General features: G+C 43.8%; 12 protein-coding genes and 1 pseudogene. 5 read left to right on the forward strand and 8 right to left on the reverse strand.

What is annotated here, in order from left to right; genetic code table 11:
- Nucleotides 1–56: 56 nt before the first annotated feature.
- A pseudogene (locus tag AAC006_RS08280) lies at nt 57–383 on the reverse strand (polysaccharide lyase family 7 protein); the annotation flags it as partial.
- A gap of 558 nt (nt 384–941) precedes the next feature.
- On the opposite strand from AAC006_RS08280, the gene AAC006_RS08285 reads away from it, so the two are divergent.
- Entirely contained in the window at nt 942–1,223 is a 282-nt protein-coding gene (locus AAC006_RS08285; protein ID WP_126873800.1) for a tRNA-binding protein, read from the forward strand.
- A gap of 88 nt (nt 1,224–1,311) precedes the next feature.
- On the opposite strand, the gene AAC006_RS08290 is transcribed toward AAC006_RS08285, so the two are convergent.
- Both AAC006_RS08290 and yaaA read right to left on the reverse strand, forming a co-directional pair.
- The gene (locus AAC006_RS08290; protein WP_126873801.1) at nt 1,312–1,950 is read right to left on the reverse strand and encodes a glutathione S-transferase family protein; all 639 of its coding nucleotides are present in this window, start codon (nt 1,948–1,950) and stop codon (nt 1,312–1,314) included.
- Nucleotides 1,951–2,025: 75 nt separating this feature from the next.
- Nucleotides 2,026–2,802, reverse strand: a complete 777-nt coding sequence (gene yaaA / locus AAC006_RS08295; protein WP_126873802.1) for a peroxide stress protein YaaA — start codon at nt 2,800–2,802, stop codon at nt 2,026–2,028.
- A gap of 288 nt (nt 2,803–3,090) precedes the next feature.
- Between yaaA and tal the strand changes: the two genes are divergently transcribed.
- The 3 genes from tal (at nt 3,091) to AAC006_RS08310 (ending at nt 6,202) form a co-directional block, all read left to right on the forward strand.
- Entirely contained in the window at nt 3,091–4,050 is a 960-nt protein-coding gene (gene tal / locus AAC006_RS08300; protein WP_013782892.1) for a transaldolase, read from the forward strand.
- An 18-nt stretch (nt 4,051–4,068) separates the two neighbouring features.
- On the forward strand, nt 4,069–5,718 hold the full coding sequence (gene pgi / locus AAC006_RS08305; protein ID WP_126873803.1) for a glucose-6-phosphate isomerase: 1,650 nt from the start codon (nt 4,069–4,071) through the stop codon (nt 5,716–5,718).
- Between the two features lie 307 nt (nt 5,719–6,025).
- Entirely contained in the window at nt 6,026–6,202 is a 177-nt protein-coding gene (locus AAC006_RS08310) for a DUF3545 family protein (protein ID WP_013782890.1), read from the forward strand.
- Between the two features lie 146 nt (nt 6,203–6,348).
- On the opposite strand, the gene ung is transcribed toward AAC006_RS08310, so the two are convergent.
- The 5 genes from ung to AAC006_RS08335 form a co-directional block, all read right to left on the reverse strand.
- Entirely contained in the window at nt 6,349–7,008 is a 660-nt protein-coding gene (ung, locus tag AAC006_RS08315) for a uracil-DNA glycosylase (RefSeq protein ID WP_013782889.1), read from the reverse strand.
- Nucleotides 7,005–8,291 carry a threonine synthase gene (gene thrC, locus AAC006_RS08320; protein WP_126873804.1) on the reverse strand — a complete coding sequence of 429 codons (1,287 nt, stop codon included), beginning with the start codon at nt 8,289–8,291 and terminating at the stop codon, nt 7,005–7,007. The genes ung and thrC overlap by 4 nt, the downstream gene beginning before the upstream one ends.
- 53 nt (nt 8,292–8,344) lie before the next feature.
- Nucleotides 8,345–9,298 carry a homoserine kinase gene (thrB, locus tag AAC006_RS08325; protein ID WP_126873805.1) on the reverse strand — a complete coding sequence of 318 codons (954 nt, stop codon included), beginning with the start codon at nt 9,296–9,298 and terminating at the stop codon, nt 8,345–8,347.
- 59 nt (nt 9,299–9,357) lie between these two features.
- Complete coding sequence (thrA, locus tag AAC006_RS08330; RefSeq protein WP_126873806.1) at nt 9,358–11,823, reverse strand: bifunctional aspartate kinase/homoserine dehydrogenase I; 2,466 nt, start codon at nt 11,821–11,823, stop codon at nt 9,358–9,360.
- Nucleotides 11,824–12,152: 329 nt separating this feature from the next.
- Nucleotides 12,153–13,028, reverse strand: a complete 876-nt coding sequence (locus tag AAC006_RS08335; RefSeq protein ID WP_126873807.1) for a LysR substrate-binding domain-containing protein — start codon at nt 13,026–13,028, stop codon at nt 12,153–12,155.
- 236 nt (nt 13,029–13,264) lie between these two features.
- On the opposite strand from AAC006_RS08335, the gene AAC006_RS08340 reads away from it, so the two are divergent.
- The gene (locus AAC006_RS08340) at nt 13,265–14,413 is read left to right on the forward strand and encodes an S-(hydroxymethyl)glutathione dehydrogenase/class III alcohol dehydrogenase (protein WP_126873808.1); all 1,149 of its coding nucleotides are present in this window, start codon (nt 13,265–13,267) and stop codon (nt 14,411–14,413) included.
- Nucleotides 14,414–14,476: the final 63 nt, after the last annotated feature.

Below are 14,476 nucleotides of genomic sequence, written 5' to 3' on the forward strand. Positions count from 1 at the left end.
GGCTACCCATGTACTGCTGAGTGAAATATATGCAGCAAAGATCAACAGGCCCTAGCTACAGTAAAATTGTTTTTAGGAGACTTAGTTTTAATTCGTGTACTTTTTCCACGCAACATATGACGTAGTTCACTACGGGTGTTACTGGAATTTGCGGTTGTCAGCGCTTTGTTTGGAGACGTAAAAACCATGCCGCCGTTTTCGTCCACATAAAAAAAGTCAGGATGGGAAAAATCTTGGATGTCTTTTACTGACACACTATCTGGCTTCCCATCATTATTCTCATCAGTCGGTAGCGTAATATTCCACTCACTTAAATCAAATTTATCAGCGGGAACGTCATCTGCGATAGCACCAACACTAAATATTGAAAGTATGAGCAACATAGCCGCATTACTGCACTTTCCTCGTTGAATGATAACTTTCATAAAAAACCTTTTAAATTATATGTTAAGCGTACTTCTTATGCGGTACTTGCTTGATACGAATCTCTTCCATAACAACAAACGGCTTTACCAATAAACCATCAAGGATGCATTTAAAAGCAGAGATAAAATACCAAAAAACATTACCAACGAAGAATTAATGTAATACCAATTTAACATTCAAACAATTTAATTACAAAATACTTTCATTTCATTCATTAGGTTGTGGAGAACAATTGCCTAGTATGGGCTAGTGAAACGTAAAGGAAGGTTTAAAAGCTAAAAAAGTGTGGGTGTCCATTAGTGGTGAGAATATTGATGAGACTCATGGGTGAAACTCTTTTTGAACCTTGCATTTGTGACTGTCTGCTAAATAGAGGGTCTGCTAGATAGACGCTTGTTCATATTTAATAGGCTAAAGAAGTAGGTTCGTCTAGCCTTCAAATACGTGGGTGTCTATAAATTGCTATACAGAACTATGGGTGTCCAAATTCAAAGAACAGGTACAATTATTAAAGAATTATTGAAACCAGCGAGTTTCCTGAGGCTCGCAAGCCAGCCTACAAACTACTTATTGATTTTTGTGAGGATATTGGAACGCTTAAATCCAGTGCTCAAATAACTGAACACTATCTAGCTGAAGAATTATTGGGAAAGCAAATTGTGGTTATAGTTAACTTTCCGCCCAAACAAATAGGCCCATTTATGTCAGAATGCTTGGTGACAGGTTTCTATCGTGAAGATGGTGTGGTGTTAGTCAGCCCCGACAAACCTGTGCCTAATGGCGCAAAACTGGGCTGACTATTTAACCCGTGGCTACATCGCTCTGCGTCCTTTCTCAAAACGAGCAATCAAGACGAGCTATCAACACTAGCCTCATAAAGCAGGCTTAAGCATCCGCCTTAGCCAAATGCGCAACTTCATTGCGCCATGCTTTTTCATAGGCCGAGCGAGACAACACCCGTTCAGCATATGACTTTACATTGCCGAACTTTAGGTCTAGCTCACTGCCTTTTGCCCATGACAACACTTGGGCTGTCACGATGTCGGCCATTGTGAACAAACTGCCGCACACATACTCTTTGTCATTAAGAAGTAGCGAGAACGCTGTTAACGCTCGATCAAATTCCCACGCTGCTGTGTTTTGCATCTGGGGAATACGATGCTGCTCAGGTAAAGCAAAGGTATGCTTTGCTTTACTCCATAAGGGCTGCTCTAGTTCGCTAACGGCAAATATCATCATTTGCTCATACAACCCACGTTCAAATGTACCTGATGCAGGAATAAACTCTTCCATTGCATGCTTTTCTGCTAAGAAGGTCACTATGGCACCTGACTCAGAAAGGGCACCTTGTTCAGTGACTAATACAGGAATTTTAGTGGCCGGATTAAGTGTTTTAAATGCTGAGTTTAAGTGTTCACCGGCTTTTAAATTCACCACCTTGTACTCGTAAGGTAAGCCAATTTCTTCTAAAGCCCATGCCACCCTTACCGACCGCGTTTTCGGGTATCCATAAAGTGTATACATTGCGTGCTCCGCGTTTAAAATACTTCAATTTAACAGCATAAAGCCATATTGAAGCCAAAACGCGGTGCAAACAGCTTATGCGTCTTGGCGTCGTAAAAAGACTAATTCAGTGGCTGTACTTTGTGACTCGCTATAAACATAACCTTCACTGTCGAAAGCTTGTAACCCTTCAACATCACTTACTTCGTTTTCAATAATATATCTTGCCATTAATCCACGAGCTTTTTTGGCAAAAAAGCTGATAATTTTATATTGATCGTTTTTATAGTCTTTAAAGACAGGTGTAATCACCATACCTTCAAGTTCTTTTTTCTTAACGGCCTTAAAGTATTCATTAGAAGCAAGGTTCACCAAAACGTTATCACCCTGCGCATGCATGGCGTCGTTTAAAACCTGAGTAATACGACTCCCCCAAAACGCATACAAGTCTTTACCTTCCGGGTTAGCAAGCTTGGTACCCATTTCTAAACGGTATGCTTGCATTAAATCTAATGGGCGTAACAAACCGTAAAGGCCTGACAAAATTCGCAAGTGGTCTTGGGCATAGCTAACGGCTTTATTGCTTAGTGTATTAGCGTCTAGCCCTGTGTATACATCACCATTGAATGCGTACATGGCTTGTCGCGCATTATCAGCAGTGAAAGGGGTAGAGAATTCAGCAAATCGATTAGCATTAAGTGTGGCTAACTTGTCACTAATTTTCATTAACGAAGAAAGGTCGGCTGGCGAAAGGGTACGGCACACTTCCATCAAACGCTCTGTGTCTTGAAGCATGGTAGGCTGCGTGAAATCATCCACCTCAATGGGGGTTTCAAAATCTAGGTTTTTCGCTGGGGATACTACAACTAACATCTTCGACTCCTTATCTTTTTCAGGCTTTATTATACCACTGTGAAAAAGTTGAGGTTGAATTTAGCATTAAAAACCCATAAATCAACGTAACAGAGAAATCCGATTAGCCAGTATTTCCCGTGTCTGCGCTATAAATTGTCACACGGGTTTGGTATAACTATACCCAAATACGCAAACGTTTGAACCTATCAAACAATTACGCCCTACATACGCAAAAGCGAACCGCTTTACACGACTTGCCTTTCCGGCAATTCGTCCGAGTTTTTTAATTTAAGATTAGAGAGAATTATGAGCAACCAGCTAGCTTCGTTACGTGAGATCACCACGGTCGTTGCCGACACCGGCGATATCGACGCAATTAAAAAATACCAGCCAGTAGACGCAACAACAAACCCATCTTTGTTGTTAAAAGCCGCCAGCTTGCCTCAGTATGCCAGCCTAATCGACGACTCAGTAGCGTGGGCTAAACTACAATCATCTGATAGCGATCAACAGCTTATCGATGCATCCGACAAACTTGCTGTGGCTATTGGTAAAGAGATTTCAGACTCTATCCCAGGTCGTATTTCTACGGAAGTAGATGCCCGTTTGTCTTTCGACAAAAATGCCACCGTAGAAAAAGCCGAGCGTCTTGTTCAACTTTATCAAGATGCTGGTATCGATAAATCACGTATTCTAATTAAAATGGCATCAACGTGGGAAGGCATTCAGGCTGCCGAAATACTTGAGAAAAAAGGTATTCAGTGCAACCTAACCTTATTATTTAGCTTTGCCCAAGCGCGCGCTTGTGCTGAAGCTGGCGCATATCTTATTTCACCGTTTGTAGGCCGTATTCTAGATTGGTACAAAAAATCGACTGGTAAAACTGAATATGCTGCTGATGAAGATCCAGGTGTGGTGTCGGTTACCAGTATTTACAACTACTACAAAGAACACGGTTACAACACGGTAGTCATGGGCGCAAGCTTCCGCAACATTGGTGAAATCCAATCATTAGCGGGCTGCGATCGCCTAACTATAAGCCCTGCTTTATTAGAAGAGCTTGCCAATGAACCGGGCGAACTTACTGTTAAGCTTAAAGATAATGGCGCGACTAAAACCCCTGGCGATCGTTTGACCGAGTCTGAATTCCGCTGGGAAATGAACCAAGATGCCATGGCAACTGAAAAGCTTTCTGAAGGTATCCGCAACTTCGCAGCAGACCAAGACAAGCTCGAAGTGATGCTTCGTGAAAAGTTAAGTGCATAAACCACAGGGAATTAGTAAATGAGTACACTAACATCATTGCCACAATGGCAAGCACTTAATCAAATTGCAGCTTCAATGAAAGATGCACACATGCGTGATTGGTTTAAGGCTGATCCTAAGCGTGCTGAAAAAATGCAGTTAGAAGCGTGCGGCATTTTTCTTGATTACTCTAAGAACCGCGTAAACGAACACGCGTTAGGTGCACTTTTCGATTTAGCCCGTGCATGTAAGTTAGATGACGCCCGCGACGCCATGTTTAACGGTGAGCAAATCAACAGCACTGAAGGTCGTGCGGTTCTTCATACCGCGTTACGTAACTTCTCTGATTCACCTGTAATGGTTGATGGCGAAGACGTCATGCCCGAAGTACGTGCCACCCTTGATAAAATTCGCGACTTCACTGCATTAGTTCACAGTGGCGAACATAAAGGCTACACAGGCAAATCTGTGAAGCATATTGTTGCGATTGGTATTGGCGGTTCTTTCCTTGGCCCTAAAATTATGACCGAAGCCCTAAAACCTCATACGGTTGAGACGGTTAAGGTTCATTTTGTGGCTAACGTTGACGGCTGCCATATTCATGATGTGTTAACTAAACTCGATCATGAAGAAACCCTTGTCGTGATGTCTTCTAAGTCATTCACTACGCAAGAAACATTGCAAAACACACTTTCTGCCAAGGCTTGGTTTTTAAAATCTGGCGGCACGCAAGAAGATATCGCGAAGCACTTTGTTGCCGTGTCTTCAAATGTAAAAGCGGCCACTGAGTTCGGAATAGCAGAAGATAATATTTTCCCTATGTGGGATTGGGTTGGTGGCCGTTATTCTTTGTGGTCAGCAATTGGGTTACCTATTTCTTTAGCGTTAGGTTTTGAAAACTTTAAAGGTTTACTTGAAGGCGCGTTCGACATGGACACGCACTTTAAAACAGCCCCGTTAGAACAAAACCTACCTGTATTACTTGGACTATTAGGCGTGTGGTATCGTAATTTCTTCGATGCACAGTCTCAAGTACTTCTTCCTTATTACCACTACCTTCGCGGCTTACCTGCTTATGTACAGCAGCTTGATATGGAAAGTAATGGTAAACAAGTCACTCAAGGCGGCGAAGCCGTAGATTACGCCACAGGGCCTATTATTTGGGGTAGTGAAGGTACTAACGGCCAGCACAGCTTCCATCAGCTTATTCACCAAGGCTCTGGGGTTATTCCAGCTGACTTTATGTTGCCGTTGAATGTACCTAACCAAGATGACACACATCATTCGATGTTAGCATCTAACTGCTTTGGCCAAGCGCAAGCGCTTATGCAAGGCAAAACCTTTGATGAGTGTTATGCCGACCTAGAAGGCAAAGGCTTAGACGAAGCGGAACGTACTCGTTTGGCGGCCCACAAGACGATGCCGGGTAACAAGCCTAGTAACACCTTAATGTTTGATAGCCTTACGCCTAAGACACTTGGCGCACTAGTTGCAATGTATGAGCATAAGGTATTCGTTCAGGGTGTTATCTGGAACCTTAACTCATTCGACCAATGGGGCGTAGAGTTAGGAAAAGTACTGGGCAACCAAGTACTAGCAGGCATTCAGGGAAATGCAGAAGAAGAAAGTTTTGACGCATCTACCCAACAATTGATTGCCCGTTTCAGAGCAGCGAATGCACCAAAATAAGGAAGTCCGAGTGATGTAATCACTCAAATTTGGTGCAAATAATAACTGAACGGCCGGCTTACCCCCGGCCGTTTTTATTGGCAGAAAATAAGAACGTACAAGCTAACTTGCTGCTAAGTATGTAACCTGCTAACTGTTTTGCTAAACACACTGACGATATCTACCTGTGTCATCATACTGTCACAATTTGTTAATAAAAAGTAAATTTACTTGTTTTATTTTAATTGTGGCTGTGATACAAAATTATACAGAGGGAATAAATACCAAACTCTGTATTGTTGTAGTGGTAATAAAAAGGAGAATCCCAGTGGACAAATCAGACTTATTTGCCATGTTAGATATTGAAGCAAGCCCAGCGAAAACAAAAAGTAAAAAACGCAAGTGGAGAGAGATTGAAGCGCTTCAAGATCGCTTCAAACTGGAAAAGGAGCTCTCTGAACTCGATTGTGGTTTCGAATACGAGTTAGAAACACTGGAAAGATAATATAAAGGCCGCCTGTTAATAACAGGCGGCCTTTTTACTTTCTGGCTTCTTACTTTCAAAGCGGCATTCAAAGTTGCGAAAGAACGACGCCTAACGTTTGCCTTTTGTTAACCGCGATCCTTTCAATAGGCTACAACTGCCAGAAACTATACCTGCCAAAGAATGGGTGAAAGTCCTTTGCTTGCTAGGTAGGCATTGGTGTCGCTAAAGTGGTGACAGCCAAAGAAGCCTCGGTAGGCTGATAACGGTGACGGATGTGGCGCATGTAGCACACAGTGCTTAGTGCGTTTGATATGCTTGCCTTTCTTTTGTGCATGACTGCCCCACAATAAAAACACCACGTTTTCTGCGTGCGTGTTAATTGCCTCTATTAGCGCATCAGTATAAGTTTCCCATCCCCACTTGGCATGACTATTCGCCTTGCCCTGCTCTACCGTTAACACGGTATTAAGCAGCAGTACACCTTGTTCGGCCCAAGAGGTAAGCGTGCCGTGGTTCGGAATGGAAAAGTCGGTAATATCATTGGCTAATTCTTTATAAATATTAACCAGCGAGGGAGGTGTTTTAATGTTTGGCAATACCGAGAAGCATAAGCCATGAGCTTGATGTGGGCCGTGATAAGGATCTTGCCCCAATATCACCACCTTTACTTTTTCTAGCGGTGTCATCGTCAGGGCGTTAAATACATCTTCTGAAGGCGGGTAAATGACTTTACCCGCTTCACGTTCAGATTCTACTTTTTGCATTAGGGCTTTGAAGTAAGGCTTATCTTCTTCACTGCCCAATGCTTGTGCCCATGTGGTCACGCTTTTAGTAAATCCAACATGTGCTGTTTAAGCGCATCGTAAGATGCAGGCAAATCAACAGCAAGGCTGTCTTCACCGGCTACATCAGCTAACGGCTTAGGCAAGCTAATAGGCGTGCCCAGCACGTTTTCTACCGTTTCGCGGAATTTCGCAGGATGCGCAGTACCTAAGAATAGGCCAATTTCGCCGTCTTCTAAATCGTGGCTAACTGCACGGTAAGCAATAGCGGCGTGAGGCTCACTGGTATAGCCTAATTGCGCTAATTGGCGCATAGCTAGCTGAGTGTACTCTTCATCTACCATTTCGCCTTTTAAGCAGCCTTTATCAACATAGCCCTGCTCGATTAAGGCTTCAATGCGCGGCCAGTTGTTAGGTTGGCTAACATCCATCGCGTTCGACATAGTAGCGACAGTCTTCTTCGGCGCCCACTCGCCAGTTTTTAAATAGCGTGGCACAGTATCATTAGCGTTAGTGGCAGCGATAAAGCGTTTAATTGGCAAGCCCATTGATTTTGCAATCATACCGGCGGTTAAGTTACCAAAGTTTCCACTTGGTACAGAGATAACTAGTTGATCACGCTTATCTTTAGGTAATTGGCTTACCGCTTCAAAGTAATAACATACTTGGGCTAGCAAGCGACTGATATTAATCGAGTTAGCCGAGTTAAGGTGTAAACCTTCACGGATGTCTGGGTCGTCGAATGATGCTTTTACTAAGGACTGACATTCATCAAAATCAGATTCAACAGCTACTGTATGGATATTGCCACCAAGAGTGGTGAACAGCTTTTCTTGCAGGGCGCTAATTTTGCCTTTAGGGAAAAGAATGACCACATTGATATTTTCAATACCGTGAAACGCATGCGCTACCGCAGCACCTGTATCACCAGAAGTGGCGGTAAGAATAGTGACTGGTTTACCTTCACTAATTCTTGATAAGGTTTGCGCCATGAAGCGACCACCAAAATCTTTAAACGCCAATGTCGGTCCGTGGAAAAGCTCCAAGGTATAAATATTGTCGCTTACCTGCTCTACCGGCGCGCCAAAAGCAAATGCGGTATTCACAATATCTTCTAGTTCGCCATTGTTAAGCTCATCACCAATAATGGCACGCAGTACTGCTATGCTGCGCTCCGCGAACGGCATTTCAAGCAGTTCGTCAATGTTGTCTAGTTTCGGGATATGAGTAGGGAAATACAAACCTTGTTGTTTACCCAACCCTCTTTTAACTGCTTCAGAGAATGAGGCAGTGTCCTGTGCGTCTTTTAAATTAACCAATTCCACGTTTTAATACCTTTTATCGTTGTGCCGTAACATCTAGCTGCTGTATCACTTCATTAAGCGATAGGGCCAACCGTGGTTCCCTGCTCAGGGATTTGGCACACATGGCTAAAGCCATCTTCATTTTGAATATAGTGTTCGTCTAAATAGGCAACGATACGCTGCGCTTTTTCTTTACTGTCACATACGGCGAATACGGTTGGGCCGGAACCCGAAATACCAAAGGCTAACGCGCCTTCTTGTTCGCTGAAGGCTCTTGCTTCATCGAAACCCGGCAGTAACTGTTTACGATACGGTTCTGCAATTACATCTTTCATTACCGAGGCAGCAAGATCATTTTCACCTGCATGCAAGGCGTGTACAAACACCCCTAACTGGCGACCAAAAGTGAGCGCCGTGGCCATATCAACCTGCTTGGGTAATATGTCACGGGCGGCCGCCGTAGATACGCTAATGCCAGAATAACAAATAGCATAATACCAGTCTTTCACTAAAGGCAGCGATAAGGTTACAGGAGATGTTGCCCCAGTCATCAATGTCATGCCGCCAACATAACATGGCGCCACGTTGTCGTAGTGAATGCTACCGCTGATTTGCCCTTCTAGTTCACCCATCATGGTCAATAAAGTGTCTTCATCGAAGGGATAATCATAAAAAGCGTTTAATGCGACAAAAGCGGCAACAATAGAACTTGCGCTCGACCCCAAACCGCTGCCTATTGGCAAGTTTTTCGATAAAATCATCGCCACTGGTGAAGTCGCTTTCCCGACTTTCTCCATTTGCGCACAAAAGTAGTGATAGCATTGAGTCACAATATTGCTGTCTGCGTCGCTAGGCAATTTGTGTGCGAAAGGGCCAACCGTGGTTAACGAAAAGGTATCTGCACTTTCAATATCGACTTCGTCGCCCAAGCGCGAACCATCGACAGGGGCAAGTGCGGCGCCTAATACATCAAACCCTAAACTTACATTGCCAATAGATGCTGGCGCATATGCTCGTAATGCTTTCATAATACTTTTCTTTAATTACTCTTTAAACTTCAGTGGCTCTTTAACGTTAAAAAAGCCAATTAGTGTGCCATTTGCTTCCAAGGCATAGTACGTAATATATCAGCAAATACCCCCGCAGCCGTTACTGTACCACCTGCCCCATAGCCTCGAATAACATAAGGAATAGGCTGGTAATAATCACTGTTAATGGCCAACGCGTTCTCGCCGTCTTTCACTTGCGATAATGGGTTAGACGCAGGCACTGCTTGAATCGTTACCTTACACTTGTCGCCTTCAATGCTACCTATATAACGAAGTACTTTTCCTTCGGCTTTTGCAGCATCTACACGCTTAGCAAATTCAGCATCAAGTTCAGGCAACTGTGTCATGAATTCTTCAATGGAACAGTCTTCAGCAAAACCAGCAGGTAATACCGATTCTATTTCAATATCAGAAAGCTCAAGCTTTAAGTCTGCTTCACGGGCCATAATAAGAAGCTTACGGGCAACGTCCATTCCGCTTAAGTCATCACGAGGATCTGGCTCGGTATAGCCATTATCTTTCGCTGTACTTGTCGCTTGAGATAGCGACATTCCTTCTTCCAACTTGCCAAATACGTAAGACAAACTGCCTGATAATATGCCTTCAAAACGGTGTAATACATCACCTGCACTGAATAGTTTTTGAAGGTTGTCGATTACCGGTAATCCTGCGCCTACCGTAGTTTCGTATAGATACTGACGATTCGTAGATAATGCTGTTTTCTTCAACTTACGGTAGTAGTCTAGTGAACTGGTATTGGCTTTCTTATTCGGTGTCACTACGTGAAAGCCATTTTCCATCATGTCTACATATTGCTGAGCAATAGCATCGTGGCTAGTGCAATCCACAATGACCGGGTTTACCAAGCTGTTCTCGTCCACAAACTGTTGTAAACGTTCAACGGAAAGCCCTTCACTGGCCGCATCTAATGCTGGCTTCCAGTCTTGGCTTAAATCTATGCCTTGACTGTTAAGTAACAACTTACGGCTATTCGCAATACCGTATACCCGCAGCTGTACATTACGATTAAGTAAAGCTGGCTGTTGTTTTGCTATTTGGCTTAAAAGCTCAGTACCCACGTTACCGCACCCTACCAAAAACACATCAATGGTATGGCGGTCTGAGAAAAAATTCTGGTGAATAACCTTAACCGCTTTTTTCGCCCGCTTGTTTTCGATAACTGTTGAAATAGAACGCTCTGATGAGCCTTGTGCTATCGCCACGTTATTAACGCGGGCTTGCGCCAACGAGTTAAAGAAGCGTGCCGCCAAGCCTTTCGCATGACGCATACCGTCACCCACTAAGGTAACAATCGCTAAGTCATGGCGCACTTCGATAGGGTCTAACAATTGGTTTTGCAACTCTAGCGCAAAGGCATCTTCTAACAAGCTTAACGCGCGATCAGCATCTTTACTTTGAATACAGAAGCTTATTGAGTATTCAGAAGAAGACTGAGTGATTAGGCTTATTGAAATATTCGCATTCGACATCACCTCAAAAACACGGCTTGCCATGCCAACCATGCCTTTAAGACCAGGGCCTGCCACGTTGAACATAGTGACATTATCAAGTTGAGAGATACCTTTAACCGAGGTCCACTTTTCGCTGGCTTCATTACTAATTAACGTACCAGGCGCCGCTGGGTTCAGCGTATTACGAATCAAACATGGAATATGATGCTGGGCAATGGGGCCGATAGTTTTCGGGTGAAGTACTTTTGCACCAAAGTACGAAAGCTCCATGGCTTCTTGATAAGTAAGCTTATCAAGCAATACCGCCCCTTCAACTTGATTCGGATCGGCATTGTAAACACCGTCTACGTCAGTCCAAATTTCACAACAACTCGCATCAATACAAGCTGCTAAGATAGCCGCTGAGTAGTCAGAACCATTGCGACCAAGCGTAACTTTTTCACCGGCTTCGTTAGCCGCAACAAACCCAGGCATGACCAGTAACTCACTACCATCGATAGGCACATCGGTAAAGCGCGCTTTACTTAACGAAACATCAGCAATGCTGTCTAGGTACTCACCTTCTGCAAGAATGTAAGTCACCGGGTCGATAATACGATTTTTCACGCCTTTAGCGCTTAAGATACCGCTAAATAACGTTACCGAGATGTACTCGCCAATACTTAAAATACCTGCGGCAATATTGTCAGGTGCAACACCTAATAGTTTAATACCATCGAGGTGTTGATTAAGTACACGCAGTTGCGCAAGAATGAAGTCGGTAACATCCGCGTGTGCGAAGCCGCTGAGCTCTTCGTTTAGTGCATCAGCAATACCGGTCACGGTAGACGTTAATTTTTCAAATAGAGGGTGGAAATCTTCGCCAGCGGCTGCCTGCTCACATAAAAGTGACAATGCATTCGTTACCCCTTTAGGGGCAGAAAGTACCACTGCAGCGCCATCGGTTTGGTGGGTGGCCGTGCTAATGTCGTTCACGCGCAAGTAGCGCGGTGCGTCGGCAAGTGATGAGCCCCCAAACTTTAAGACTTTCATGTGCTGCTCCTATATCGGTTACGCCAGGTTACTGCTTTAAATCGGTTACGATGACGTGAGTAAAAAAAAGCCCGCTCTCTGTGAGGGCGGGCTTTCGTTGTCTTATGCTTACTTGCACTAGCCAGCGACCGCCCGTTTTAAGGTGGTAATCATAATGCTGGTGGTGCCAATAAGAAGAATCGTTTTCATAGGGTCAATTTGCCGTATAGACGTCTATCTGTCAACCGCAGTTTTCACCATACTGTATTGCAAAAAGTGAAACACAAAGTATTTCACGTTTCGATTTAAGCGATAATCAATCAAGCAATGCTAGATTCGGGTAGTAAGAACTATTCATCATCAACTAATTTCGCAGATAAAAAATCAACTAACAAGCGTATTTTTGGCACTAAATGCCTGTTCGATGGAAACAATGCCCATACCGCTTCTCGCTTGTCTCGATATGATGATAGTACTTCTATTAACTTGCCTGCCGCTAACGACTCACGTACATAAAATCCTGGCAGCTGTACTAAACCCAGTCCGGCCAATGCAGCATGATGTAAGGCATTACCACTATTATACTTCACTCTTCCCTTCACACGCACGGTTTGCACTTGCCCTTCATGATTAAACCGCCAAAGGGGCTGAGATCCTACTAAGCACTGGTGTTCGCTGAGCATGTCGGTACGCTTCGGTGCAGGGAAGGCATTTAAATATTCAGGGCTGGCGCATACATATAGCTGTCGAGTAGCCAGCTTTTTGGCCACCAACGTAGAATCTTCTAAATTACCTATGCGTATGGCAAGGTCATAACCTTCATCAATAATATCCATGGTGTCGTTAGTAAAACGACACTCTACTTCTATACCTTCGTATTTTTTTAAAAACTGATTAATAAGCGGGGCGATAAAAGCTTCGCCAAAAGCGACCGGAACCGTGAGTTTAATCAGCCCTTGGGGTACTTTTTGAAGTTGGCTAATATTGAGCTCAGCCTCTTCTAACGCTTTTAGTGCTGGTTGGCATTGTTCAAAATAAATATGTCCTGCTTGAGTGAGTGACACACTTCGGGTGGTACGGTTGAATAACTTCACTCCCAAACGCTTTTCCACATTGGCGACTTTTCTACTTATTTGCGCGCCCGACGTATTTAATTTAGCAGCAGCCGCAGTAAAGCTGCCTGTACTCGCTACTGCACAAAATTCTACAATACCTTCCCATGTCATCGTTTATACCTTTACAGATTCTCGTTTTTTAGCATGGCGCTATGGGGATAAACACTCACTAGAAGACGCCAGTTAACTTACAATTAAACACCAACACATTATTACACTCAAGTAATAATGAATTACCAAATCTGTATTTATAAAGTCACGCCTCAGGTCTATAATCTATTTCATAACGTAAGAAATTAAAGGTAACGACATCGTGTTGTTTACTTACACTTATTTAGGAGCATGCCATGACATTAGCATTGAAAGATGGTCAGACACATATTAAGTCCAAAGCAGCCGTTGCATGGGCCGCTGGTGAACCGTTAAAGATGGAAGAGATTGATGTTGAATTTCCAAAAAAAGGCGAAGTACTAGTACGTATTGTTGCCAGCGGCGTGTGTCATACCGATGCATTTACGCTTTCAGGTGATGATCCAGAAGGTGTGTTTCCTTCAGTACTTGGCCACGAAGGTGGCGGTATTGTAGAAATGGTAGGTGAAGGGGTGACGTCTGTTGAAGTAGGCGACCATGTTATTCCTTTATACACAGCGGAATGCGGTGAATGTAAATTCTGTACGTCTGGCAAAACAAACTTATGCCAAGCGGTTCGTGAAACTCAAGGAAAAGGCTTAATGCCTGATGGCACCAGCCGCTTTTCGAAAGATGGTGAGCCAATTTACCATTACATGGGTTGCTCTACTTTTTCTGAATACACCGTATTGCCAGAAATTTCACTGGCTAAAGTGAACAAATCAGCGCCGCTTGAAGAAGTCTGCTTGTTAGGCTGTGGCGTTACCACGGGTATGGGCGCTGTGCTTAATACTGCTAAGGTAAAAGAAGGCGATACCGTTGCTATATTTGGCTTAGGCGGCATTGGGCTTTCAGCTATTATTGGTGCACGTATGGCGGGCGCTAGTCGTATTATTGGTATTGATATTAACGAAAGTAAATTCGACCTTGCTACGCAACTTGGTGCTACAGACCTTGTTAACCCTAAAAATTTCGACAAACCTATTCAGGAAGTGATAGTTGAAATGACCGACGGCGGCGTAGATTACTCTTTTGAGTGTATCGGTAACGTGAATGTAATGCGTTCAGCACTCGAGTGCTGCCACAAAGGTTGGGGCGAATCAGTTATTATTGGTGTAGCGGGTGCTGGCCAGGAAATATCTACTCGTCCATTCCAGTTAGTAACTGGCAGAGTATGGCGTGGTTCTGCTTTTGGCGGTGTGAAAGGTCGCTCTGAACTACCGGGTATTGTTGAACGCTACCTAGAGGGTGAATTTGGCTTACAAGAATTCATTACACACACAATGGGGCTTGATGGCATCAATGATGCGTTCGATTTAATGCATAAAGGCGAAAGTATTCGTTCTGTTGTGCACATGGATAAATAGCGCTTAGCTTCTAACAAACTGTGTTTAAGTGTTAAAAGGCCCGCATTAGCTAATGCAGGCCTT

The sequence above is a fragment of the uncultured Alteromonas sp. genome (genome assembly GCF_963976965.1).
Taxonomy (GTDB): Bacteria; Pseudomonadota; Gammaproteobacteria; order Enterobacterales; family Alteromonadaceae; genus Alteromonas; species Alteromonas naphthalenivorans.